24 protein-coding genes and 1 riboswitch are annotated in these 24,306 nt (G+C 29.3%); of the genes, 17 read left to right on the top strand and 7 right to left on the bottom strand.

From position 1 onward, the window contains the following. The first annotated feature begins 137 nt into the window (after nt 1-137). Nucleotides 138-237, top strand: a riboswitch (TPP riboswitch). Nucleotides 238-327: 90 nt separating this feature from the next. Genes tenA through JK634_RS05040 form a run of 4 tightly spaced genes read left to right on the top strand, consistent with a single transcriptional unit; the run spans nt 328 to nt 3,526 of the window. Next, entirely contained in the window at nt 328-996 is a 669-nt protein-coding gene (gene tenA, locus JK634_RS05055; protein WP_202766532.1) for a thiaminase II, read from the top strand. Next, nucleotides 997-1,758 carry an ABC transporter ATP-binding protein gene (locus JK634_RS05050; RefSeq protein ID WP_202766531.1) on the top strand — a complete coding sequence of 254 codons (762 nt, stop codon included), beginning with the start codon at nt 997-999 and terminating at the stop codon, nt 1,756-1,758. It abuts the gene before it with no gap. Then, the gene (locus JK634_RS05045; RefSeq protein ID WP_202766530.1) at nt 1,759-2,541 is read left to right on the top strand and encodes an ABC transporter permease; all 783 of its coding nucleotides are present in this window, start codon (nt 1,759-1,761) and stop codon (nt 2,539-2,541) included. Next, entirely contained in the window at nt 2,522-3,526 is a 1,005-nt protein-coding gene (locus tag JK634_RS05040) for an ABC transporter substrate-binding protein (protein ID WP_202766529.1), read from the top strand. The genes JK634_RS05045 and JK634_RS05040 overlap by 20 nt, the downstream gene beginning before the upstream one ends. 44 nt (nt 3,527-3,570) lie before the next feature. Here the strand turns inward: JK634_RS05040 and JK634_RS05035 are convergent, their stop codons facing one another. Beyond that, the gene (locus JK634_RS05035; protein WP_202766528.1) at nt 3,571-4,197 is read right to left on the bottom strand and encodes a nitroreductase family protein; all 627 of its coding nucleotides are present in this window, start codon (nt 4,195-4,197) and stop codon (nt 3,571-3,573) included. Between the two features lie 238 nt (nt 4,198-4,435). Between JK634_RS05035 and JK634_RS05030 the strand changes: the two genes are divergently transcribed. From JK634_RS05030 to JK634_RS04985, 10 genes are all read left to right on the top strand, one after another. Further along, nucleotides 4,436-5,035, top strand: a complete 600-nt coding sequence (locus tag JK634_RS05030; RefSeq protein WP_202766527.1) for a nitroreductase family protein — start codon at nt 4,436-4,438, stop codon at nt 5,033-5,035. A gap of 107 nt (nt 5,036-5,142) precedes the next feature. Further along, nucleotides 5,143-5,613 (top strand): hypothetical protein, encoded by a 471-nt coding sequence (locus JK634_RS05025; protein ID WP_202766526.1) that lies wholly within the window; start codon nt 5,143-5,145, stop codon nt 5,611-5,613. Between the two features lie 325 nt (nt 5,614-5,938). Beyond that, nucleotides 5,939-6,094, top strand: a complete 156-nt coding sequence (locus tag JK634_RS05020) for an aspartyl-phosphate phosphatase Spo0E family protein (protein ID WP_202766525.1) — start codon at nt 5,939-5,941, stop codon at nt 6,092-6,094. 319 nt (nt 6,095-6,413) lie between these two features. Then, nucleotides 6,414-6,812: an HsmA family protein gene (locus tag JK634_RS05015; RefSeq protein ID WP_202766524.1), complete on the top strand. Its 399-nt coding sequence runs from the start codon at nt 6,414-6,416 to the stop codon at nt 6,810-6,812. 282 nt (nt 6,813-7,094) lie between these two features. After that, nucleotides 7,095-9,098: an acyltransferase family protein gene (locus JK634_RS05010; protein ID WP_202766523.1), complete on the top strand. Its 2,004-nt coding sequence runs from the start codon at nt 7,095-7,097 to the stop codon at nt 9,096-9,098. A 260-nt stretch (nt 9,099-9,358) separates the two neighbouring features. Beyond that, nucleotides 9,359-11,362 carry an acyltransferase family protein gene (locus JK634_RS05005; RefSeq protein ID WP_202766522.1) on the top strand — a complete coding sequence of 668 codons (2,004 nt, stop codon included), beginning with the start codon at nt 9,359-9,361 and terminating at the stop codon, nt 11,360-11,362. Nucleotides 11,363-11,492: 130 nt separating this feature from the next. Continuing rightward, a complete protein-coding gene (locus JK634_RS05000) occupies nt 11,493-11,939 on the top strand; it encodes a hypothetical protein (protein WP_202766521.1) in 447 nt (148 codons plus the stop codon). Nucleotides 11,940-12,100: 161 nt separating this feature from the next. Then, nucleotides 12,101-12,838, top strand: coding sequence for an oxygen-insensitive NADPH nitroreductase (gene nfsA / locus JK634_RS04995; RefSeq protein ID WP_202766520.1), 738 nt, complete (start codon nt 12,101-12,103; stop codon nt 12,836-12,838). Between the two features lie 22 nt (nt 12,839-12,860). Beyond that, on the top strand, nt 12,861-13,445 hold the full coding sequence (locus tag JK634_RS04990) for a nitroreductase family protein (protein ID WP_202766519.1): 585 nt from the start codon (nt 12,861-12,863) through the stop codon (nt 13,443-13,445). Nucleotides 13,446-13,461: 16 nt separating this feature from the next. After that, nucleotides 13,462-14,361, top strand: a complete 900-nt coding sequence (locus tag JK634_RS04985) for a Gfo/Idh/MocA family protein (RefSeq protein ID WP_202766518.1) — start codon at nt 13,462-13,464, stop codon at nt 14,359-14,361. A 50-nt stretch (nt 14,362-14,411) separates the two neighbouring features. On the opposite strand, the gene JK634_RS04980 is transcribed toward JK634_RS04985, so the two are convergent. Beyond that, nucleotides 14,412-16,160, bottom strand: coding sequence for a ferredoxin hydrogenase (locus JK634_RS04980; protein ID WP_202766517.1), 1,749 nt, complete (start codon nt 16,158-16,160; stop codon nt 14,412-14,414). A gap of 321 nt (nt 16,161-16,481) precedes the next feature. Here JK634_RS04980 and JK634_RS04975 point away from each other — a divergent pair, with 321 nt between their 5' ends. Together JK634_RS04975 and JK634_RS04970 are read left to right on the top strand one after the other, a co-directional pair. Beyond that, nucleotides 16,482-16,961, top strand: a complete 480-nt coding sequence (locus tag JK634_RS04975) for a metal-dependent transcriptional regulator (protein ID WP_202766516.1) — start codon at nt 16,482-16,484, stop codon at nt 16,959-16,961. A gap of 109 nt (nt 16,962-17,070) precedes the next feature. Next, entirely contained in the window at nt 17,071-18,342 is a 1,272-nt protein-coding gene (locus JK634_RS04970; RefSeq protein WP_202766515.1) for an Nramp family divalent metal transporter, read from the top strand. 28 nt (nt 18,343-18,370) lie between these two features. Here JK634_RS04970 and sufU read toward each other — a convergent pair whose 3' ends face one another. From sufU to sufC, 5 genes are read right to left on the bottom strand one after another with little or no spacing between them, the layout of a single operon-like run. After that, the gene (sufU, locus tag JK634_RS04965; RefSeq protein WP_202766514.1) at nt 18,371-18,796 is read right to left on the bottom strand and encodes a Fe-S cluster assembly sulfur transfer protein SufU; all 426 of its coding nucleotides are present in this window, start codon (nt 18,794-18,796) and stop codon (nt 18,371-18,373) included. Next, the gene (locus tag JK634_RS04960) at nt 18,783-20,003 is read right to left on the bottom strand and encodes a SufS family cysteine desulfurase (protein ID WP_202766513.1); all 1,221 of its coding nucleotides are present in this window, start codon (nt 20,001-20,003) and stop codon (nt 18,783-18,785) included. The genes sufU and JK634_RS04960 overlap by 14 nt, the downstream gene beginning before the upstream one ends. After that, nucleotides 19,996-21,087 (bottom strand): SufB/SufD family protein, encoded by a 1,092-nt coding sequence (locus tag JK634_RS04955; protein ID WP_202766512.1) that lies wholly within the window; start codon nt 21,085-21,087, stop codon nt 19,996-19,998. Before JK634_RS04955 ends, JK634_RS04960 begins: the two co-directional genes overlap by 8 nt. A gap of 11 nt (nt 21,088-21,098) precedes the next feature. After that, nucleotides 21,099-22,505: a Fe-S cluster assembly protein SufB gene (gene sufB / locus JK634_RS04950; RefSeq protein ID WP_202766511.1), complete on the bottom strand. Its 1,407-nt coding sequence runs from the start codon at nt 22,503-22,505 to the stop codon at nt 21,099-21,101. 10 nt (nt 22,506-22,515) lie between these two features. Beyond that, nucleotides 22,516-23,268, bottom strand: coding sequence for a Fe-S cluster assembly ATPase SufC (sufC, locus tag JK634_RS04945; RefSeq protein WP_202766510.1), 753 nt, complete (start codon nt 23,266-23,268; stop codon nt 22,516-22,518). A gap of 201 nt (nt 23,269-23,469) precedes the next feature. Here sufC and JK634_RS04940 point away from each other — a divergent pair, with 201 nt between their 5' ends. Next, complete coding sequence (locus tag JK634_RS04940; protein WP_202766509.1) at nt 23,470-24,291, top strand: patatin-like phospholipase family protein; 822 nt, start codon at nt 23,470-23,472, stop codon at nt 24,289-24,291. Nucleotides 24,292-24,306 lie beyond the last annotated feature (15 nt).

Raw genomic sequence — 24,306 nt, 5'->3', positions numbered from 1 at the left:
CTCCAAAATAATTAATTTATACAATTATATTAGAATAAATGAGTAAATAGACGTATTTATTAGCGCTTATAATTTTAAAAAGTAAAATTAAAAGAATTATGAATATTGACATTATAATCATTAAGAGGTAAAATTTTAGCGTGCACTAGGGGAGCTGTAATGGCTGAGATGAAATTTTTCAGACCCTTTAAACCTGCACTGGGTAATGCCAGCGAAGGGAAGTGAGTAAGTAGTATATGGGAAAAGTCTATTCATATGTAGATATTCTATTAGATTATTAACTCTTTTCGATCGGTATGCCTAATACTGTTTGAAAGGAGTTTTTTTATGGACTTTTCTGAAAGATTGTACTTAGAAGGAAAATATATTTGGGATTCATGCTTAGATCATCCATTTCTTAAAGATATGAGTAATGGTACTTTAGACGAGGACAAGTTTTGTTTTTATATTAAACAAGATTATGTTTATTTAATCGATTATATAAAACTTTTTGCACTAGGAATGGTTAAAGCTGATTCCTTAGAAGACATGAAGAACTTTTCTAAATGTGCAAATGATATTGTAAGTATAGAGATGGACGGGCATATAGAATTCGCCAAAAGATTTGGCATAACTAAGGAAGAACTTGAGGATACTAAACCTAATTCTAATAATTTGTCATATACAAAATTTATGCTTCAAGTAGCGACAGAAGGAACGTTAGCTGAACTCGTTGCAGCTTTACTACCTTGTATGTGGAGTTATAGCTTTATTGGTAAAAGCTTAGCAAAAAAAGATAAGGCTTTAGAGCATGAACTTTATAAGGAATGGATTTTAACCTATGCTAGTGAAGAGTATAATAGTGAAGTTAATTGGTGCATCAATTTAATGGATAAAGTAGCAGAAGGTCTTCCTGAAAGACAGCTTAAGAAATTAGAAGAAATCTTCATTCTATCGTCAAAATATGAATATATGTTTTGGGATGCATGTTACAAAAAAGAAGGTTGGGTAATTTAAATGAAGGCATTAGAAATTAAAAATTTATCTTTTAAATATAGAGAGACAGACAAGCTTATATTAGAAGATTTATCTTTTAACATTGATAAAAATGAATTTGTAACTATTATTGCTCCTAGCGGAACCGGCAAAAGTACTTTATTTAGACTAATACTAGGGTTACTGAAGCCTATTAAGGGAAGTATAGAGTTAGAAAATAATAATAGTAAAAATATTATCGGATATATGCCTCAGAAAGACTGCTTAATGCCTTGGAGAACAATATTAGATAATACTGCAGTAGGCCTAGAGTTAAATGGATATTCAAAAAAAGAAGCAAGAAAAAAGGCAGCTACATATTTTGATAGCTTTAATCTAAAAGGAACGGAAAATCTATACCCACATGAATTATCAGGAGGAATGAGACAAAGAGCATCTTTCTTAAGAGCAATTGTAAATAATCCGTCATTACTTCTATTAGATGAACCGTTTTCTTCACTTGATGCCCTAACAAGAAGGAAAATGCAAGCTTGGTTACTAGAATTATGCCAAAAGGAAAAAAATACTGTATTTATGATTACTCATGATATAGAAGAGGCATTGCTTTTGTCAGACAGAATACTAATTTGTACAGAATTACCTTATAAAAACCTTAAATCCATTGAAGTTAATATTAAAAGACCAAGAACTTATGAAACTACATTAACAAATGAATTTATTGAATTAAAAAGACAAATTTTAAACATCTTAGATAAGCTGGAAGAATCAAAGGAGGGAATGTAAATGAATAGGCTTAGAAATAATATATTCCCATTGATTTTTGCAATTTTAGTTATATTGGCATGGCAATATTTAGTTCCATATTTTAACGTTCCAAAGTTTATTTTGCCTAAGTTTTCGAATGTTATAAAAGCACTATATACCCAAAGAGAGCTTCTATATAGTCATTCATTAGTAACTTTAGGAGAGGCTTTATTGGGGTTAGCAATATCAGTTGTAATAGGAATACTTTGTGCTTTTTCAATTTATGCGTCAAAAGGGGTTGGAAAGACATTATATCCAATTATAATTTTCTCTCAAACAATTCCTACAATCGCATTATCACCAATTATGGTTATGTGGTTTGGATATACAATATGGTCAAAGGTTGCAGTAGTAATACTATTTTGCTTCTTCCCGATCGTTGTAAGTACATTGGATGGATTAAATAGTGTTGACAAAGATTTAGAAGATGTACTAAAGGCCTTAGGAGGGAGTAAAATTCAAATATTTATGAAACTTCATATGAATTCAGTATTGCCAAATTTTCTAAGTAGTTTCAAAATTGCTGCTACTTATAGCATAGCTGGTGCAACTATAGGAGAATGGTTAGGAGCAGAAAAGGGACTAGGAACTTATGTAAAGAGAGTAGCTGGAATGCTACAATCCGATTCAGTTTTTGCAGGAGTGCTTGTTTTATCATTTCTAGGATTACTTCTATTTTCAGTAGGAGTTCTGCTAGAAAGAGTTTTATTAAGATATAGAAAAGGAATAAAGGAGAGTAACTATGAAATTAAGAAGATTTAGTATTATTTTAGCTATTGTTATGCTATTTAGTTTAGCATTAACAGCATGTAGTAAAAAGGAAGAACAAAGTACAAGTAAGGATTTAAAAGAAGTTAATGTTCTTTTAGATTGGTATCCGAATGCTGTTCACGCATTTTTATATGCTGCAGAAGAACAAGGATATTTTAAAGAAGCTGGATTAAAAGTTAACCTGATAACACCAGCTGGAACTGATGACGGAATTAAATTAGTAGCTGCTAATAAAGCAGATTTTGCAATTAGTTATCCTAAACAAATAATATTAGCAAGAGGAGAAAACATTCCAGTAAAATCAGTAGGAGCTATAGTTAGAAGTTCTTTAAATCAATTGATGGTAAGGAAAGATTCAGGTGTTAAAACATTAAAAGATTTAGAAGGAAAAAAAGTTGGCTATGCTTCATTTGATATAGATAAAGAAACTGTAAAAGCTATGGTACAAAAAGCTGGAGGAGATCCATCAAAAATCGATTTTGTAGATGTAGGATATGATTTAATGAGTTCTATTCAATCTAAAAGAGTAGATGCAATAATTGGTGGATATATAAATCATGAAAAAATACTACTAGAAAAAGACGGAGTTGAATTAGTTACATTTAACCCAGCTGACTATGGTGTTCCAAACAATTATGAATTAACTTTTGTAGCTAGTGATGACGCTATAAAGAACGATAATGAAAAAATACAAGCGTTCCTTAATGCTGTTAAGAAAGGATTTGATTATACTAAAAAGAATCCTGATAAAGCATTAGATTTAGTGTTAAAAGCACAAGATAAGAGTTTCCCTCTTGATTCAGATGTAGAAAAGAAGAGTTTAGATATACTTTTACCATTAATGGAAGATAAAAGTGGAGATTTTCTAACTCAGGATGAAGCTAATTGGGCTGGGAATATAAAATGGTTAAAAGATAAGAATTTACTTAAGACAGATGTAAATAGCAAAGACGTTTTTGAGCAAATAATAAAATAGAAAAGTTTCATTAAAATAGGGTGCAGAAAGCACCCTATTTCATTTTAAAAGCCATTATAGTTAACAAATTCACCTACAGGTTTTCTGTAACCTCTTAATCTGCGTTTTGATGTATCTTCTTTGCCCATAGCAATAAGAAGTGCAATTTCGAGATTGTCTGGAATATTAAATAACTTACGAACCTCATCTGAATTAAATCCAATCATAGGACAAGTATCCCAGCCCTTATCTTTTGCTATAAGCATGAACATCATCGCAGAAAGAGATGCATTTCTTATTGCTTCATCGTATTTAAAACCTTCCCCTCTACTTTCGTAAAGATTATCTATATCTCTTACCATATTATCATAATCTAATTTACTCATAATACCTAAGTTAAGCATTCCAGAATAAATATTAGCGGCGTTTTTATATGCGTCTTTATCACCTAGTACCAATATAGCAGCCGAAGCAGTATGAAGTTTATATTGATTAAAAGCAGCCTTTCTTAGAGCTTCCTTTTTGTCAATATCATTAATAACTAAATAATGTGCATGTTGAATATTAAAACAAGATGGAGCTAGTTTCAATTGCTCAAAAATTTCGTTAAAATGGCTATCAGGTATTTTAACACCTTCAATAAAATTATTTGCTGAACGTCTATTCTCTATTATTTCTTTTAATTCTGACATTATGTTCCCCCTATGTATATATAATGTATTAGAAAAATTACCTATAGTACTATAATATGACAAGTAGCTTATAAATGTCAAGTTAATATATAAAAGTAAGTAAACTCACATATTTTTAATATATTTGAGGAGAATATATCTTGACGAAGAGAGAAAAAAGTGCAATAATTTAATTAAAGTAAATATCAAAAAGTAAGTTAATAATTTATATTATAAATGATAAATGGAGGTAATTTAAATGAATAATGATTTTTATAATGCAGTTGAAAAAAGACGTTCATATTATGGAATAACAAAGGAAACTGTTGTAGCTGATGAGAGAATAAAAGAGGTAGTTGAGCACGCCGTAATGCATACACCTTCTGCATTTAACTCTCAAAGCACTAGAATAATAATATTACTTAATAAACAACACGATAGATTGTGGGACATTACAAAGGAGTCACTAAGAAAAATAGTTCCAGAGGATCAATTTAGCTCAACTGAAGAGAAAATAAATTCTTTTAAAAATGGATATGGAACAATTCTTTATTTTGAAGATAATAGTGTAATAGAATCCCTACAGAATCAATTCTCTTTGTATAAAGATAACTTTCCTGTATGGGCTCAACAATCAAATGGTATGCATCAATATGTCATTTGGACAGCTTTAGAGATAGAAGGATTTGGAGTTTCATTACAGCACTATAATGAACTAATAGAATCCGATGTAAAGAAAGAGTGGAGTGTACCAGAGAATTGGAAGCTTATTGCACAGATGCCATTCGGAAAACCATCCTCAGCACCAGGAGAAAAAAATTATAATCCAATTGAAGAAAGAGTAAAATTATTTGAATAGGGTAGAAAGCATATATCAGCTGATATATGCTTTCTATTTTTATAGTAATAAAAATTCACGAGTATTTAAAATATACATATAAATATAGGAGAAAGGAGAGTTGTGAAATGCCAGTTAGTAAAAAAAGAAAAAAAGTTTTTAAAAAGAAACAAGATTATAATAAAAATAAAATAAATAAAGTAATAAAAACATATTCCAAGTTAATAGATAATTATTTGCCATTAATGAAAGAGTCTGAAATTCAAGAAATAAGTACTATTAATACTAACAATGTTATTAGGTTAGGAAAGCTATCTCTTTCTCCTGTGCATTTTGCAGCAGTAATTAAACCTATAAAAAATAATAATGAAATAAGTGAAGAGGCACAAAAGAATATAATAAAAGAAAGATTAACACTAATGTTAGCGATCCATATATTACTCGATATATTACCAGAAGAAATTGAAGAAAATAAATTTACCGACAAGTTGAAGTATTATTATGAATTAATATTTATATATTATGACTTAGAAAATATACCGAAGTTAATGAAAGATGAAGGAATTACATTTAGTATAAAGGAAAAATTTTTACATTGAAACAAGTTATAGGAGTTGTAGCAATACAGCTCTTTTTAAGTTATTTGTATTTAAGGAATAAAATAGTTTGTAATGATATGCTATACTTTTATGTAAATTTATAGTATATTTTTAAGAGAAAAAAACGATATATATAATATAGAACTTTGAAGAGAAATTTTTCTATTTTACAAAAGACTTTATGATATATATAATTACTACCTTAATATATGCTCTAGTTTATATCGAAATATATAAAGCATAAGTATTTAGTATAAAATTATATCGTTCTGAGTGAAATTATTATTTTATAGAGGTTTTAAATAGACACCTGGGAGGTAGCAACATGAAAAAATTAAGTTTGTTAATAGAAAAAAAGCGTGAAGAAGTACATGAAGCTATTGATATGTATGGGATAAACGATTGTAGGACACTAGTAAAGAGCCAAGAGTTAGATAAGTTGATGGCGATAGAGCAAAAAAGAAGATTAATGGAATGTTAGAAAGCATAAAAACTATATTTAAAGTACATATTTATCATTATAGTGTCACAGTAATGACATATTCAAATTTTACAATAAGTTTGTAATAAGTTTTTTTCGTAGATCTCCTTTATATAAGGTATTCATTAGAGTGAATACCTATTTTTTTACATTTCAAAGTAAATATTTACCAGGAAATATTTATAGTATTTAGTATAAAAATAATAATTTCAACTCATTTAATTTTCCAACATTTAATTAACTAAAATTATATTGCACATTAATGAATTTGGAGTATACTGGTATAGAACACATATTTTACGCGGGGAGTGATATAGTAATGGATTTTAAATTAATAATTGCAATTATAGCTATAACAGCAGCACTTATTTTCTATACAACTGGGGTCTTCTGGGAGAGAAAAACAAAAGTATTAAACAAGAATCAGGTTATTGTTTTCTGGGTGGGATTATTTTTTGATATAACAGGTACTACCATTATGACTAACATTGCTAATAGTGGACAAGTGCAAATTAAATCTGATTTTACTCAAAATATACATAGTATAACAGGAATGCTAGCCATAATCCTTATGTTATTACATGCAGGTTGGGCAGCATGGGTAGTTTATAAAGATGATATTAAAAGAAAAAAAGTGTTCCATAAATTTAGTATTTTTGTTTGGTTAGTTTGGTTGATACCGTACTTTTTAGGAATGTTTATGGGAATGATGAATTAGGAATTAGCTATTTTTATACATACAAAAAATCGATTGGTTAAATATATAATTTTAAAAGCCATAAGTTAAAATTTTTAACTTATGGCTTTTTTAGTTAGGAGTTTGAACATGTAATAAGTATAGTGCACAATAATTTAAAATACTTACAACAATAGTATTACTAGTTTAACTTAGAATATGCATTGGATACTTGTTTATTTAAATATAAAAAATTATTTTCTTAACTTTGACAGAAAAAGGGAAATGCATACGTATATAAAAGGTATAAGGAGGAGAGATAAAATGGAAAGTACTAAAAAAACTTATGACAGTATTAATATTATGAGAGTGATATGTGCAATTTTAGTTATTACAATTCACACTTCAGCACTTTATGATTTGGGGAAAATACCAGGAGAGACCTTAAGCTTAGGGATTGCAAGAATTGCAGTACCGTTCTTTTTTATAACTGCAGGATATTTCTATTATGAAAGATTTAATCAGAAGGGTTATTTATTTAAATACTTAAAAAGGATATTTATTTATTACTTAGGATTTTCATTTGCCTACACAATTTTAGCGTTTAGTTATATTAAACAAAGAAATTATAGCTTAGAGTTAATAATAAAAGACTTTTTGTTTGATGGATTCAGTCCAACTTTATGGTATTTACCAGCATTAATTTTATCTATCGTAGTTGTAGCACTATTCTTAAGAAAAAATTGGGTAAAAGGATTAATGCTACTTAGTGTAATTGTATATGCAATTGGACTATTAGGAGACACTTATTATGGATTAATTGAAGGAACAGCCATTCAAAATATTGTTAATGGATATAATAGCATATTTGTACACACAAGAAATGGGGTTTGCTTTGGAGTACCATTTTTAACTATAGGTATACTTATTAATAAATATAACTTAAATGATAAGATAAAAAAATCTACATTGTTTATAATACTATCTTCAGTTATTTTTGGAATTGAGGCATATTTACTAATAGTAAATAATATACCAATTGACCATAATATGTATATTTCATTAGCATTAGTTGTACCATTTATATTTATTGGTTTATTAAATTCAAAGATTGGTATAAGTGAAAGACGGTCTAAACTATTTAGAGATATGAGCTTATGGATATATTGTATACATGAATTGGTTATGATAACAATTATGAAGTATGCACCTAAAGTAGCTATGCATTCAGTTATTTTATTCTTAGTAGTAGCTGGTATTAGCGTCACAATTGCATATATAGCAGTTAGAAAAAAATCTCCAGATTATCAAACATTTAAGAAAAAAGAAGGATTTATAGTAGCAGCAATACTAGCTTGCTCTGTACTTATAATAGCTGCAGGAAATTCAAAACTCCCAAGCACACAAGCAACAGCAAGTGGAGGGGCAACTGCAATTTTTGACAAAATAGATGAGAAAGCTCCAACTTCAAATATAATTGGACCAATGTGGAAGATATCAAAGGATGATGAAAAAATTTATCTTTATGGTACTGTTAATTTTGGAACTAAGGATATGTACCCATTAAGTCCTAAGGTTGAAGATGCAATAAAGCAGTCAGAAGGGTTAGTGGTAGAAGCAAATTCTAATAAAATTGATCCAAGAAAAGTTAATGATATGATTAATTTGAAACAAGGTGATACTTATGAAAAACACGTTTCAAAGGAAGCTATAGACATATATAAAGATAAGGTCAAAGAATTTGAAAAAATATTAAATACAAAAATAGACTATGAAAAATTAAAGCCTATAAAACCGAGCTATTTAGCTATGAATTGTATTGACACATATATTCAGACTTATAAGGATAATGTAAGATACTATCCAAACCTATATATTTTATATAGAGCTAATAAAGACAAATTACCTATAATTGAAATTACAGATCCATATACAAGTATTCAGGATTCTATTGATGTTCCAGATGAAGTTGCTGATGCATCATTAAAACTTTTAAAATATTATAACGAAAACAATATGTCAAAAAATTTAGATATATTAAATGCATGGAAAACTGGTAATCTAGAAGAAATAAATAATAAGTTAAATGATGTGTATATTGTTCCAGATGAGGAAAAGGAAAATTTTAAAAAATTAAATAATATAGTAACCCAGTATGATGATACTTGTACTTTAAAAATTAAAAAAGAATACACTGAGAAGATAGACGGATATATTAAGGATAAAAAGAATTATTTTGTAGAGGTTTCAGTCCAGTATTTAAGCGGAGAAGATGGAATACTTAAAGAATTACAAGATAAAGGGTATACTATAGAACAAGTAAAATAAAAATTTATGGCGTCCAATAGAAAATAGGTAAAAACTATTTTCTATTGGACTATTATTTTATAAAGAAAGAAAATTACATTGTATGTATCGCAGAAGATTGAAATGTAACAAAATAAACGAATACAAAAGAAAAGCAAAGAGAAGAGAATAAAAGGGAAAGAGGTATAAACAACCTTAATTAGTAGTATTTGGGTTATTTTCCTAAATTGACAAAATATTATGGCGAGACTAGTATTAATGTATTATGGGGGGTAGATGATATGGAGAACACTAAAAAAACATATGATAGTATTAATATAATGAGGCTTGCTTGTGCAATTTTAGTAATTACAATCCACACTTCAGCACTTTTTTCTTTAGGAGAGGTTCCAGGTGCTACTTTGAGTTTTGTAATAGCCAGAATAGCAGTACCATTCTTTTTTATAACAACAGGATATTTTATTTATGAAAAATATAGCAAAGAAGGATATTTAATAAAGTATTTAAAGAGAATACTAATATATTATTTAGGATTTTCTTTAGCATATGGAGTGATACTATTTAATTTTATAAAACAAAGAAATAATAGCATAGAGTTAATAGTTAAAGATATTCTATTTGATGGAATTAGTCCAAGCTTATGGTATTTACCCGCATTAATTTTATCTATTGCAGTTGTAGCACTATTCTTAAGAAAAAATTGGGTAAAGAGTTTAATAATATTAAGTATAATTGTCTATGCAATAGGACTACTTGGAGATACCTATTATGGATTTATTTTAGGTACTCCATTTGAGAAAATAGTAAGTGCATATAATAGTGTTTTTGTAAGAACAAGAAACGGTTTATGTTTTGGAGTACCATTTATAACTTTAGGAGTTATAATTAATAAATATAAATTAAATGAAAAAATTAAGAAAGCAGCAGTATTTATATTATTATCTGCAGTTATATTTGGGGTAGAGGCATATTTGCTTATAACTAATAATATTCCAATCGATCATAATATGTACGTTTCATTAATAATATTAGTACCGTTTATTTTTATTGGATTATTAAATTCAAAATTGAGCATAAGTGAAAGAAAATCAAAATTATTTAGAGATATGAGCTTATGGGTATATTGTATTCATGAATTACTTATGGTTATTATAGCTACTATGTTTCCTAAGGTTGCAGGGAATTCAATTATATACTTTATTGTTATTGCAGGAATAGCTGTAACAATCTCATATTTTGTAGTAAGAAAAAAATCTCCTGACTATCAAATATATAAGAAAAAAGAAGCATTTGCTATTTTTACTATATTAGCTTGTGTAGTAATATTAATAGCTGCCAATTCAAGTCGTCCAAGTGCTAGTACACAAAGGACATTGACAGGTGGAGAGATGCCTGCATTTAGTAAAATTGATGATAAAGCATCAGCAGATATTATTGGCCCAATGTGGAAAATATCAAATGGAGATGAAGTAATATATCTTTATGGAACTATTGAATATGGAACTAAAGACATGTATCCATTAAATTCAAAAGTTGAAGATGCTATAAAACAATCAGAAGGGGTAGTAATAAATGCAGATTTAGATAAAGTAGATGCACAAAAGTTATATAGTATTGCTATTTTAAAATCTGGTGATAATATAGAAAAACATGTTTCAGGTGAAGCAGTGGAAGCTTACAAAGAAAAAACTAAACTTTTTGAACAGATGACTAAATCTAATCAGCCTTATGATAAATTAAAAAATAATAAACCTCAAATTCTAGCAGTTAATTCTATTGATTCATTTATAAATATTTATAAAGAGAATCTAAATTATTCACCAAATAGATATGTTATTTATAGTGCAAGCCAAAATAAATTACCATTAATAGAGCTTACAGATAAATATAAGCTTATTGAAGAGGTTGGAAATGCTCCAGATGAAGTAGCTGATGCATCACTAAAACTTTTAAAATATTATAGTGATAAGAATGTAGATAAAACTTTAGTCTTAATAGATGCTTGGAAGAAGGGAGATATTGAAGATATAAATAATAAGCTAAATGATAAATATATTGTTCCAGCGGGAGAAGAAGAAATTTATAAAAAATTAAATGATATTGTTAGTAAGTTTCAGAATTCTATCGATTCAAAATATAAAAAAGAATATTCAGAAAAAATTGATGGCTATTTAAAGGATAAGAAAAAATACTTTGTTGCACTTCCAACTAAGTATTTTAGTGGAGAAGATGGAATACTTAAATACTTACAATCAAAAGGATATACTATAGAACAAGTAAAATAAAGAAATATTTGAGCACAAGATTATAATTTTAATAATCTTGTGCTTTTTATATATATTAAAATGTAGTTTTATAAAATATTTATTAGTTTCTGAACATATGCTTTATAGAGAAATATTGGAGATGAGGTAGATGAGAGCATACTATTTTCTTAGATCAAAACCTACATATATTATTTTAATAGTACTAACTATATTATTTAGTTATCTTTCACTTAGCGGTATATCTAAACTTCCAAGAACACAAAATATAATTGAATTTATAAAATATTATATTAACTATCCATTATTGTATCTAAAAGATACTATTCTTGTTTTAATTGCTTTTGCATCAGCTTGCTTTTTAGGTGTCATGACAATAATTCATGCCCTAGAGTTAGAAGAAATACCTTTGGCTTTTAGAATTTTAATTGGTATCGTAGGTTTATCAATAATATGGATCGGATTTTACTTTTTTAGCTATTTTATTTTTTTAATTATTGCAATAATATTAATAATTGCTTTAATAGCCGCTATCTTTGGAATTATAGCTATGATTCTAATGGGAAATAGGGGAACCGGCATTTATAGGAGGTATTAAAATGAACTATGGATATTGAATAAAGTATCCATAGTTTTTTACTATATATAACTTACTAGTATCCTCTAGGAAATTATATGGGAGAAAGGTAACTACTATTAAATTCATATTCTGGATGATAAACTTAAAATAATAAAAGAAAAATGAAGGGAAGTTTGTTTATGAATGATGTAGTTAATCTATTAAAATCACATAAGTCTGTTAGGAAATTTAAAGCAGTTTCAGTAGAAGAAGAAAAGATAAAAGAAATAATTGAGTGTGCTCAAAGTGCTTCAACTTCAAGTTATATTCAAGCTTATACTATTATAAGAATAAATAATATGGAGAAAAGGAGGAGTATAGCAAATCTTTCAGGCAACCAAAAATATATTGAAGAATGTCCTTTGTTTCTTATTTTCTGCGCCGATTTAAATCGTCTTAAAATTGCTTGTGAAATGAATAATAAGGTTTTTGTGGAAGGGTATGTGGAGACTTTTATATTATCAACGGTCGATGTAACTCTTGCAGCACAAAATGCTTTAATAGCAGCGGAATCAATGGGATTAGGAGGAGTTTACATTGGAGGAATTAGAAATAATCCAGATAAGATAAGTGAATTACTTAAGTTGCCAACTAATGTATATCCAGTGTTTGGAATGTGTTTAGGATATCCAGATGAGGATACAGGAAATAAGTTAAGATTGCCAATGGAAATTGTTCTTAAGACAGATTATTATACTTCTGATGATGACGTTGAAATGTTAAAGGAATATGATGAGCAAATTAAGAATTACTATATTAAAAGAACCAATGGACAAAGAGCAGATACCTGGACTAATCAAGTAGGAAGTCTAATGAGTAATCCGCAAAGACCTCATATGAAGGATTTTTTGAAAGAACAAGGCTTTAAAATGAAATAGTGAATAAGGAGAATATAGAGTAATGAAAGAAGTAATAGAAAATATTTTAAGTAGAAGAAGTATCAGAAAATATTTAGAAGATCAAATATTAGATGAAGATTTAAGCATCATTTTAGAAGCTGCGAAACATGCTCCAAGTGGAGGGAATTCTCAAACCTGGCATTTTACTGTACTTCAAAATAAAGAGAAGCTTATGGAATTAAATAAATATGTGAGAGCCGCCTTTGATAAATTAGAAGTTAATGAAAATACATATAGAAGTATACGTTCTGGCAAAGTTGCGGCAAAGAACGAAGCATACAGCTTTTATTATAATGCTCCCACATTAATTATTGTCACAAATGAACGCAATTATGGAAATGCTATGGCTGATAGTGCATGTGCAATTGAAAATATGCTATTAGCTTCTAATGCACTTAATTTAGGCTCATGCTATGTAAATCAATTAACTTGGTTTGGGGACAATAATGATTTAAGAGAATTATTGATTGAGCTTGGAGTACCAGAAAGTCATAAAGTATGCGGCGCCATAATTGTAGGTTATAGAGATGGAGATATGCCGACAGCAGCAAAGAGAAAAGAAAATACAGTAACAATAATAAAGTAGTGTTGAGGGAGAGTTTATGAAGATTGGAATTATAGGATTAGGTGACATTGCTAAAAAGGGATATTTACCAGTACTATCTGAAAAGGAAGGTATTGAATTAGTGTTATGCACTAGAAACAAAGATACCCTAAGTAGGTTGTCAAAAAAATATAGAATAAGTGAGTGTGTTACTAAAGTAGAAGAATTAATAGAGATGGGAGTAGAAGGTGTATTTGTTAGTACTTCTACTGAGGCGCATTTTGAAATTGCAAAGAAGTTACTGCAAAATGGAATACATGTATATATAGATAAGCCAATATCACTAAATTTTGATGAAACTCAAGAAATAGTTAAATTAGCAGAAGAAAGCAAGAAATTTGCAATGGTTGGATTTAACAGAAGATTTGCACCAATGATTAAAAAATTAAAAGAACATGGAAAAGCAGACATTATAATAATCCAAAAAAATAGATTTATGCAGCCAGATTACACGCGAAGATTTATAGTTGAGGATTTTGTACATGTAGTTGATACACTAAGATTTTTAATGGATGAAGAAGTAAAGGATATAAGTGTTCGATATTCAAAAAAGGGAGAATTGCTTCACAATGTAATTATAGAGCTTATAGGAGAAAGCTGTACGGCAATTGGAATTATGAATAGAAATAATGGTGTTACTGAAGAGGTAATAGAATATATGACTGCTGGTGATAAATATATTGTTGATAACATAATCGAAACAATACATTTTCATGATAAAGAGAAAGATATATTAAAATTCGGTGATTGGGAGCCAACATTGTTCAAAAGAGGCTTTTATCAGATAGTAGATCACTTTATAGAGTGTATTGAAAAAAATAAGATGCCAAACCCATCCATTTCAGATTCCTTAAGAACTCATGAAATATGTGAAAAGATAGTAATGAAAATTAACTAAAATAAGCAGCCTCCGTTGGAGACTGCTTTGTTTATGTATTAAAATACAATTTAGCTGCTTTGTTCTTCTGTTTTAGCGTTCTTATATTTCATATGTAATAGTTTGTGAGCAAGTCCCTTGCCAGGTTCACCCATATAAGACTTGTACATATTTAATAAAGCAACATTTTCATGTGATTTTCTCTTTTTAAGATTTTTATCTTGATTGTATAATACAGAAGCTCTAACAGTTTTTATATCAACAGTACTTCTTAAAGCAGAACTTACATGAGGTTGTCCACCCCCATTTACACATCCACCTTCACAGGACATAACTTCTATAAAGTGATATTGTTTGTTATAAAGCTTGTCTGAATTCATGAATTCGAATAGATTAGCAGAGCCATTGATAACTGCTATGTTATAGTTATTTCCACCAATTTCAACAGTTGCTTCTTTTATTCCTTTAAGTCCTCTTACTTGTTCATATTCAATATCAGCTAAATCTTTATTTTCAATAAAATCTTTTGCTGTTCTAAGAGCAGCTTCCATAACTCCACCAGTTGCTCCGAATATAACACCAGCTCCAGTATACTCACCCATAGCTGGGTCCACTTCGCTATCTTCAAGTTTAGCAAAATCAATCTTTAATTCTTTGATCATTTTGCCAAGTTCTCTTGTAGTTAATACAGCATCAATATCTCTTAAGCCGTTAGTTTCCATTTCAGGTCTGTCTGCTTCATATTTCTTAGCTGTACATGGCATTATAGTTACAGTAAAGATATTTTTTGGATCTATATCTACAGTTGTAGGGTAGTATGTCTTACTTGCTGTTCCAAATATTTGTTGTGGAGACTTAGCTGAAGAAAGATTTTCTAACATATCTGGGAAATAATTTTCAACTTGTCTAACCCAACCTGGACAACATGAAGTAAACATTGGGAATGGTCCACCTTGTTTAATTCTTTGAGCAAGTTCAGTAGCTTCTTCCATTATTGTCATATCTGCGCCAAAGTTAATATCAAATATTTTATCAAAACCTAATTGTCTTAATGCAGTGTATAATTTTCCAGTTACATCCACACCAAATCCCATGTTGAATAATTCACCCATAGCAGTTCTTACAGATGGAGCCATAGCAACTATAACATGTTTATTTGGATCTGCAATTGCTTCCTTAACTCTATCAATGTGGCTTTTTTCTGATAAAGCATCAACTGGGCAAGCTATAACGCATTGTCCACATAATAAACAATCTGTATTATCAAAGCATTGATCATTCTCAGTTCCAATTACTTTTTTACCATCTTTTTCGATGAATTTAATAGTACAAGTGCTTGTCTTATTTTCGCATGCTCCAACACATCTACCGCAAAGAACACATTTTGTTCTATCAATAACAATGGATTTACTTCTATCATCAACATATTCAGACTTATCAGCAACTACGAATGGTTTTGAAGCTCTTGCTTTATGTTTTATTACAAGCTTTAAGAACTCACAATTTTCTCTTCTTTTACATGGACCACATTTAAATTCATGGCTATCTAACATAGTAGATAATCTTTCTTTGATATGGTTCTCAATTTTTTCAGAAGAAGTAGTTATAACCATACCATCTTCAGCCATAGTATTACATGATGTTGCAAGATCATCTCTTCCTTCAATATCAACTACACATACACCACAAGTTCCAACGTCGTTACAATCTTTTAAAAAGCATAGTGTAGAGATATCTATTCCATTTTTCTTAGCTAAGTTTAAAATAGTAATGTCTTCATTAGTTTCTATCTTTGTTCCGTTGATAAGTATATTTTTCATATTCGCACCTCAATTGTAAAATCATTTTTTCCATAATCATCTAATAATCAGTTTAGATGAAGAGTTGTGAATTTTTTAACCAATTCATTCTACCAAATATAGAGATGCACTACAAGTAAGTAATTAATAGTATTTCAAAATATTTACTATTATACCGTTTACATTCATTCAAAATTAATTATTAAATTTTGGAAATAAAAAAAGACATTACATACTTATCAAATATACTTAGTAGGTAATTGGATTTATTATTAGAATAAATAAATATTATTGAGCTATTTTTAATATAAATAAATGAAGTACTTTTTAGGATGTGTTTTTATGGAATCAGAAGAAAAGTTTTATACAGTAAGAGGGTATCAATTATTAAAAGATAACAAAGAAATAATTACTTCAGGTATGGAGGATTATTTGGAGATGATATATAGACATGGAGCTAAAGAAGGGTACATACGTATTAATATTTTAGCAAAACTATTAAATGTAAAACCTTCTTCTGTAACAAAGATGGTTCAAAAACTTTCATTGTTAGACATGGTAGATTATAAAAAGTATGGAGTAGTAATATTAACTGAAAAGGGAAAGGAATTAGGAGCATTTTTATTAAATAGACATAATATAATTGAAACCTTTTTAAATAATATGCAGGTAGATTCTTCACTCCAGGACGTTGAATTGATTGAGCATGATATAAATAAGAATATCTTAGAGAGTTTAAATCTATTAAATGAATTTTTTAAGGAATTTCCTAGAATAAAGGATGAGTTTTGTATATTTAAAGAAAAATATAAAAAAGTTTGACGAGGGTAACATTTTTATACTTCTTTTCATAGTTTATATTAACTGATAAATTAGCCAAGGCTAAAACTTAATTGAGGATAAACAATATAAACTAAAGGAAGTGCTAAAGATGGAAGTTAATACAGGAACTGCAGAAATAAGTAGAGTAACCTATAAAAAAGAGGGATCATTTCAAAAATTAAAGGGAATTTTAAAATATATTGGGCCTGCTTTTATTGTCAGTGTTGCATATATAGATCCAGGTAATTTTGCGACCAATATAAGTGGGGGGTCTAAATTTAAATATGAATTAATATGGGTAATCTTATGTAGTAACCTTATGGCAATTTTTTTACAGACTCTTTCTGCAAAACTAGGAATAGCTACAGGGTGTAGTTTGCCTGAGATGTGTAGCAGGGTATTCTCTAAAAAAGCTAATTGGACATTTTGGATCATTGCTGAAATTGGAGCTATGGCAACAGATTTAGCTGAATTTTTAGGTGGAACACTTGGATTATACCTGCTTTTTAATATTCCTATGATATATGCAGCTTTAATAACTGGAATATGTACATTTTTAATTGTATATATGGAGAAGTATGGTCAAAAAATTGTAGAAGTTATTATTGCTACTTTTGTAGCAATAATTGGAGTTTCATATATATTTGAATTATTTTTAGCAAAACCACAGTGGGGACAAGTAGCAGTACATTCTGTAATTCCACAAATTTCTAGTGGAGATGCATTACTTATTGCTGTTGGAATGCTTGGAGCTACAGTTATGCCACATGTTATATATCTTCACTCACAGCTAGTTCAGCATAGAAGAAAAGAATTTTCCGAACAGGACAAAAAGTTACATCTAAAGATGGAAAAACTAGATATTGTCTTAGCAATGAACATTGCATTTATAGTAAATGCAGCAATGGTTATAGTTTCAGCAGCGGTATTTTTTAATAATGGGATAGTAGTAGACACAATCGAGCAGGCACAATATTCGTTGAAACCACTTTTAGGTGAGTTATCTAGTGGAGCATTTGGAATAGCATTAATAGCTGCAGGATTTTCTTCTTCTGCTGTTGGTACAATGGCTGGTCAGACAATTATGAAAGGCTTTGTAAATTTAAGCATACCAGTAAATTTAAGAAGAATAGTGACAATGGCGCCAGCAATTATAATTATTGCACTAGGAGTTAATCCGATGAATGCACTTATTATAAGTCAAGTTGCATTAAGCTTTATATTACCTTTCCCAATATTACAATTACTTAAGATAACAAATAGAAAAGATTTAATGGGGAGTTTAGTTAATAAAAAATCCGTTAAGACCATTGGTATGATTATTGCAGGGATTATTATAAGTTTAAATATAGTTCTTTTGTATTTAACAATATTTAAGTAAGAAAAATCAGAGGTTAGACCTCTGATTTTTATTGCTTAATTGCTTCTTGTAATGTATGCCAAGCTAAAACTGCACATTTAACTCTTGCAGGCATATTTTGAATATTTTGAAATGCCAAGGCATCTTCTAATTCCATTAACTCATCCTCATTATTTATTTCTCGTTTAATCATTCCAATAAATTTTTCAACTAAAGCTAAGGCTTCTTCTTTACGTTTTCCTTTTAGTAAGTCAATCATTATTGAAGCAGAGGCTTGAGATATAGCACAGCCTGTTCCTGTAAATGCAAGATCTTCAATAATATCTCCATTGTATTTTACAGCTAAAGTAATTTCATCACCACAAGAAGGATTATGACCTTTTTCAGTGACATCTGGATTTAATAATTCTCGTTTATTTCTTTTAGAATTATTATGCTCCATGATTAGTTCAGTATAAAGTTTATTCATGTCCATACCCAAATAACCTCCTAGCATATTCTAATGCATCTATCAGTTTATCAATGTCAGCTTTTTCATTATATATTGATAAACTTATTCTTATGGTAGAATTAATGCCTAAAAATCTTAGCAAAGGCTGTGCACAATGATTACCAGCTCTTACAGCTATACCTTTAGAATCTAATATTGTAGCAATATCATGTGGATGTATACCATCAACTAGAAAAGAAATTACAGCTATTTTCTTAGATGCTTCTTTTGGTCCAATTATTTTAATATAAGGTAAAGAATTTAATCTTTCTTGTGCATATTCTGTAAGTTCTCTATCAGTTTCTTCTATATAATCATAGCCTAAATATTCAACAAATTCTAAGGCTTTTGTCAAACCTAGAACTCCTTCTACATGCTGGGTTCCTGCTTCAAATTTATGAGGAACCTCATCAAAGGTAGTTTCTTGTTCGTATACATATTCAACCATATCACCACCAAACATGAATGGTGGCATTTCCTCGAGCAAATTTTTATCTGCACATAAAACTCCTATCCCCATTGGTGCAAATATTTTATGCGGTGAAAAAGAATAAAAATCAGGAGTTAACTTTGATAAATCAGTTTTCAAATGAGGAAGTCCTTGAGCACCATCTATCATTACTTTAGCATTTAATTCATGTGCTCTTTTAATCACCTTATCAACTGGATTTACTGTACCTAAAACATTTGAAACTTGACCAATTGCTACGATTTTTGTTTTTTCAGTTAATTTATTTTTAATTTCCTCATCTGTAATTTCATAATCTTCATTCAAATAAAGATAATTTAGCTTAGCATTTTTAACTTTTGCAACTTGCTGCCAAGGTATTAGATTTGAGTGATGCTCAGTAATTGCAATAAGAACTTCATCACCTTCATTTATAAAGTTTAACCCATATGAGTAAGCAACAAGATTTATAGCTTCTGTATTGTTTTTAGTAAAAATTACTTCATGAGAGGAAGGAAGATTTAAAAATCTTTTTATTTTTTCTCTTCCTTCTTCATAGATCCTTGTGGATTCAATTGATATAGAGTAGGCTCCTCGATGAGGATTTGCATTTGCATTATTATAATATTCAGTTAGTGCATTAATAACACTATAGGGCTTTTGAGATGTTGCAGCGGAGTCAAGATATACTAAATTTTTATTGTTATTAAGTAGTGGAAATTGAGTTTTAATGTTGTTATGCATTTTTTAACTTCCTTTCAATAGTAGTAATAATATCATCTCTAAAGTCCGCTGGTAACTTATTAATAAGTGGAGTAAAGTGAGCTAAAATAAGTAGTTTTCTACTTTCTTCAATAGATAAACCTCTGCTCATTAAATAGAATAAAGTGCTCTCATCAATTTTTCCTGCTGAAGCAGCATGTTCTCCTTGAATATCATCTTCTCTAGATAGAAGTAGAGGAATTGAACTGTTCTTCACGTTAGGAGAAAGTAGCATTACATACTCTTCTTCCTTTCCAACCGATTTTGATGAGCCTTTTCTAAAATCTAAAGTTCCTCTGAATATTTTTTTGCTTTTACCAAGCAAGGCACCTTTTGCATTGATTTCACTTTTAGTTTCCTTTCCATTATGTATTATTGAGTAGTTGATATCAATAATTTTTTCGTCTTCGCCAAGGTATAAGGAATCTAAATTTGATATGCCTTTATTTTCATTTAAGAAGGAATTGTAACTTGAAATTGAGTATTTACTTCCTAAATCTATTGAACTAAAGTTAACTTCAGCATTTTCTCTAATCAATGAAAGTGATGAGTTTAAGTTTATGCTGCTATTATTAAGCTTTTGAATAACAAATACATTGATTTTTGAGTTTTTATTTGCAATTATTTTTATAAGTCCATTATGATAGCTTGATGATTCATTTAGGGAAGAGTAATTCAAAACTACTGTCGCGTTAGAATTCTCATCAGCAATAATTAAGTTGTTATCTATAATTGATTTATCATTATCATCAAATTCAAAGTTTAATATTATTGGTTCTGTAGTAGATTTTTTAATGTTTAAGAAAAAACCTAAATTATAATTTTCATTTATTTCTTTAATTACTTCATTTGAGATACCAAAAGTTTCGTTCTTCAGTTCTAAAAGTTCAGGTGATTTTTTATTAGAGTAGATTAAATCATAGTTATCATTTTTTATATCACTATAGTTTCTACTAAGGTTATGAACTTCTGGAATTGCAATATCTTTTAGTGACAAGTTATTTATTCCAAGCCAACGAAAAGTCTTTACTGGTATTTCATTTAAATTTTTAAATATTTCTGACATAAATACCCCTCCTAACCTATGGCTCCTTCTAGTTCTAAATTTATTAAGTTATTCATTTCAACTGCGTACTCAAGTGGAAGTTCCTTTGATATAGGTTCTACAAATCCCCTTACAATCATTTTCTTAGCTTCATCCTCACTTAGGCCTCTAGACATTAAATAGAAGATAGCATCATCAGATATTCTTCCGATTTTAGCTTCATGTCCGATATCTACCTCATCATTTTCTATTTGAATAACTGGAATAGTATCAGAGATAGACTCATTATCTAACATCAATGATTCACAGGAAACAGTTGATTTAGAATTTACTGCAGCAGGGGTAATTTTAACTACACCTCTATATGTTGCAATACCACCATTCTTTGAAATTGATTTAGAATTAATAGTAGAAGTAGTATTTGGTGCGGCATGAACAACTTTAGTGCCTGTGTCCAAGTTTTGTCCTGAAGATGCAAAGGTAATTCCGGTAAACTCAGAAGATGCACCTTCGCCTTTTAAAATACTCATAGGATATAGCATTGAAACTTTAGAACCAAATGAACCAGAAATCCATTCAATTTTACCATTTTTCTCTACAGAAGCTCTCTTAGTATTAAGATTCATCATATTTCGCGACCAATTTTCAATAGTGGAATATCTTAAGGTAGCTCCTTCTTTAACAAATAGTTCTACACAACCTGCATGTAAATTTGTAACATTATATTTTGGAGCAGAGCAGCCTTCAATAAAATGAAGTTTTGCACCTTTTTCTACTATAATTAATGTATGTTCAAATTGACCTGCACCAGGAGAATTTAATCTAAAGTAAGATTGAAGAGGAATTTCAACGTTTATTCCTTCAGGAACATAAACAAAGGAACCTCCGGACCATACAGCCCCATGTAATGCTGCAAATTTATGATCTTGGGGAGGGACTAGTTTCATAAAGTATTTCTTAACGATATCTCCATGTTCTTTTAGTGCAGTTTCTATATCAGTATATATAACTCCTTGTTTAACTAGATCTTCTCGTATACTATGGTAAACAACTTCAGAATCATATTGAGCACCAACACCAGCTAAGGAAGTTCTTTCAGCTTCAGGAATTCCAAGTAATTCAAAAGTATTTTTGATTTCGTCTGGAACCTCATCCCAAGTTCCTTTCATAGAAGTATCAGGTTTTACATATGCTACAATATTATTCATATCTAAATCACTAATATCAGGACCCCAAGTTGGAACTTCAATTGAGTTATAAATGTCTAGAGATTTTAATCTAAAATCTCTCATCCAATCAGGATCATCTTTTTCTTTAGAAATTGCTAAGATAACCTCTTTTGTTAATCCTTTTTCAGTTTTATAGCTGAATTTATCTTCATTCTTCACATCATATATGCCTCTATCAACATCTTCTATGAAGGTCTTTTTATTTTCCATATTTCTCACCTTACTTTTCTATAAGAGTTTTAAAACTACTGAAGCCATTTTCATTAATGTCATTAATAATTTCTTCTCCACCAGTTTTAACAATATTTCCATCTATTAAAACATGAACGAAATCAGGCTTTAAGTGTTCTAGAATCTTAGTATTATGTGTAATTATTAAAATTGAGTTATTTTCATTCTTAAACATTGAAACGCCTTCAGAAACAATTTTGACTGCATCAACATCTAGACCAGAATCAGTTTCATCAAGTATTGCAAGCTTTGGCTCAAGTAAGAGCATTTGAAGTATTTCGTTTTTCTTCCTCTCTCCACCTGAGAATCCAACGTTTAAATATCTTTCACTATATGATTCAGGAATTTTTAAAGAGTTCATCTTATTTCTTAACTTAAAGTTAAATGAGAAAGGGCTTATATTTTTATCTTCAATTGAACTTTTTGCAGTTCTTATGAAGTTTTCAACAGTTATACCAGGAACCGCCTCTGGACTTTGAAAAGATAAAAATATACCTCTTTTTGCTCTTTCATTAACCTTTAATTCAGTTATATTTTCACCTTCAAAAACTATGGATCCTTCAGATACTTCATATTTTGGGTGTCCCATAATGGTATAGGCTAAGGTTGACTTTCCAGCACCATTAGGTCCCATTATTACATGAACTTCTCCTTTATTTATTGAAAGATTGAGAGACTTTAATATATCTCTATCTTGAACTTTTGTACTTAATGAATTTATTGTTATTAAGTTTTCTTTCATAAAAACACCTCTTAATTCCGATTAATTTACTCTGATTTATTTTTATATTATCACCCATAACTTTCTAAGTCAAGATATTAATAGTTGAAGTGGAACTTGCAGTTCTATAATGAAAACTTAAGTTTACATAATTTTAAGAGATTAATACGTAAAAATTTGGTATATTATATATAGACGCAGTATTTAGTAGGAGGAATAGTAATGAAAGATCATGCATTAATTTTAGAAGGCGGAGGAATGAGAGGAGTATATACGGCTGGTGTTCTAGAATATTTTTTAGAAAATGAGGTTAGATTTCCATATGTTATTGGAGTATCTGCCGGTGCCAGTTATGCTTTTTCTTATATTTCTGGGCAGAGAGGTAGAAACAAAAGGATTTTTGCAGATTACATCAGGGATAAAAGATATTTAAGTTTAAGAAATTACTTAAAAGAAGGTTCACTTTTTGGAATGGATTTTATATATGATGTACTTCCAAATGAATTAGAAGTTTTTGATTATAAAGCGTTTAAAGAAAGCGAAGCTACATTTTATATTGGAGTTACTGATGTTGAGACTGGCAAAGCTAACTATTATGAAAAAAGCGAAGCAAGTGACCCTAATATGATTGTAAGAGCCTCTTCATCACTTCCAATAATTTCACCAATTGTTCATTATGAGGATAAACTATATTTAGATGGTGCATTAGCAGATCCACTTCCAATAGAGAAGGCAATTAAAGATGGTTATGATAAATTTGTTGTTGTATTAACAAGAAATGCTGGATATAGAAAGCCAAATTCAAAGGTATCTTTTTTTGTTAAGCAAAAATATAAAAAATACCCTAATCTATTAAAAGCGCTTGAAAGTAGAAGTGAAGTATATAATAGGCAATTAGAGTTAATAGAGAAACTTGAAAAAGATGGTAAAGCCATAGTTATAAGGCCAAGCGAAAAACTTCAAGTAGAGAGAATGACTAAGAATAGAGAAAAGCTAATTAGCTTATATAAATTAGGTTACGAGGATTGTAAAAAAATCCTATAATTGTCAAGAAGTTTG

The organism is Clostridium paridis (assembly GCF_016765615.1).
GTDB lineage: Bacteria > Bacillota > Clostridia > Clostridiales > Clostridiaceae > Clostridium_T > Clostridium_T paridis.
This window is presented reverse-complemented; position numbering and strand designations above follow the sequence as displayed.

What these genes read in the sequence shown, in the direction of transcription:
- JK634_RS05005 (WP_202766522.1), top strand. Translation starts at nt 9,359, where the DNA reads ATGGAGAACACTAAAAAAACATATGATAGTATTAATATAATGAGGCTT.
- JK634_RS05040 (WP_202766529.1), top strand. Translation starts at nt 2,522, where the DNA reads ATGAAATTAAGAAGATTTAGTATTATTTTAGCTATTGTTATGCTATTT.
- JK634_RS05025 (WP_202766526.1), top strand. Translation starts at nt 5,143, where the DNA reads ATGCCAGTTAGTAAAAAAAGAAAAAAAGTTTTTAAAAAGAAACAAGAT.
- JK634_RS05010 (WP_202766523.1), top strand. Translation starts at nt 7,095, where the DNA reads ATGGAAAGTACTAAAAAAACTTATGACAGTATTAATATTATGAGAGTG.
- JK634_RS04960 (WP_202766513.1), bottom strand. Translation starts at nt 20,003, where the DNA reads ATGCATAACAACATTAAAACTCAATTTCCACTACTTAATAACAATAAA.
- JK634_RS04970 (WP_202766515.1), top strand. Translation starts at nt 17,071, where the DNA reads ATGGAAGTTAATACAGGAACTGCAGAAATAAGTAGAGTAACCTATAAA.
- JK634_RS04955 (WP_202766512.1), bottom strand. Translation starts at nt 21,087, where the DNA reads ATGTCAGAAATATTTAAAAATTTAAATGAAATACCAGTAAAGACTTTT.
- JK634_RS05030 (WP_202766527.1), top strand. Translation starts at nt 4,436, where the DNA reads ATGAATAATGATTTTTATAATGCAGTTGAAAAAAGACGTTCATATTAT.
- JK634_RS05020 (WP_202766525.1), top strand. Translation starts at nt 5,939, where the DNA reads ATGAAAAAATTAAGTTTGTTAATAGAAAAAAAGCGTGAAGAAGTACAT.
- sufU (WP_202766514.1), bottom strand. Translation starts at nt 18,796, where the DNA reads ATGGACATGAATAAACTTTATACTGAACTAATCATGGAGCATAATAAT.
- tenA (WP_202766532.1), top strand. Translation starts at nt 328, where the DNA reads ATGGACTTTTCTGAAAGATTGTACTTAGAAGGAAAATATATTTGGGAT.
- JK634_RS04940 (WP_202766509.1), top strand. Translation starts at nt 23,470, where the DNA reads ATGAAAGATCATGCATTAATTTTAGAAGGCGGAGGAATGAGAGGAGTA.
- JK634_RS04990 (WP_202766519.1), top strand. Translation starts at nt 12,861, where the DNA reads ATGAAAGAAGTAATAGAAAATATTTTAAGTAGAAGAAGTATCAGAAAA.
- JK634_RS04985 (WP_202766518.1), top strand. Translation starts at nt 13,462, where the DNA reads ATGAAGATTGGAATTATAGGATTAGGTGACATTGCTAAAAAGGGATAT.
- JK634_RS04975 (WP_202766516.1), top strand. Translation starts at nt 16,482, where the DNA reads ATGGAATCAGAAGAAAAGTTTTATACAGTAAGAGGGTATCAATTATTA.
- sufB (WP_202766511.1), bottom strand. Translation starts at nt 22,505, where the DNA reads ATGGAAAATAAAAAGACCTTCATAGAAGATGTTGATAGAGGCATATAT.
- JK634_RS05015 (WP_202766524.1), top strand. Translation starts at nt 6,414, where the DNA reads ATGGATTTTAAATTAATAATTGCAATTATAGCTATAACAGCAGCACTT.
- nfsA (WP_202766520.1), top strand. Translation starts at nt 12,101, where the DNA reads ATGAATGATGTAGTTAATCTATTAAAATCACATAAGTCTGTTAGGAAA.
- JK634_RS05050 (WP_202766531.1), top strand. Translation starts at nt 997, where the DNA reads ATGAAGGCATTAGAAATTAAAAATTTATCTTTTAAATATAGAGAGACA.
- JK634_RS04980 (WP_202766517.1), bottom strand. Translation starts at nt 16,160, where the DNA reads ATGAAAAATATACTTATCAACGGAACAAAGATAGAAACTAATGAAGAC.
- JK634_RS05045 (WP_202766530.1), top strand. Translation starts at nt 1,759, where the DNA reads ATGAATAGGCTTAGAAATAATATATTCCCATTGATTTTTGCAATTTTA.
- JK634_RS05000 (WP_202766521.1), top strand. Translation starts at nt 11,493, where the DNA reads ATGAGAGCATACTATTTTCTTAGATCAAAACCTACATATATTATTTTA.
- sufC (WP_202766510.1), bottom strand. Translation starts at nt 23,268, where the DNA reads ATGAAAGAAAACTTAATAACAATAAATTCATTAAGTACAAAAGTTCAA.
- JK634_RS05035 (WP_202766528.1), bottom strand. Translation starts at nt 4,197, where the DNA reads ATGTCAGAATTAAAAGAAATAATAGAGAATAGACGTTCAGCAAATAAT.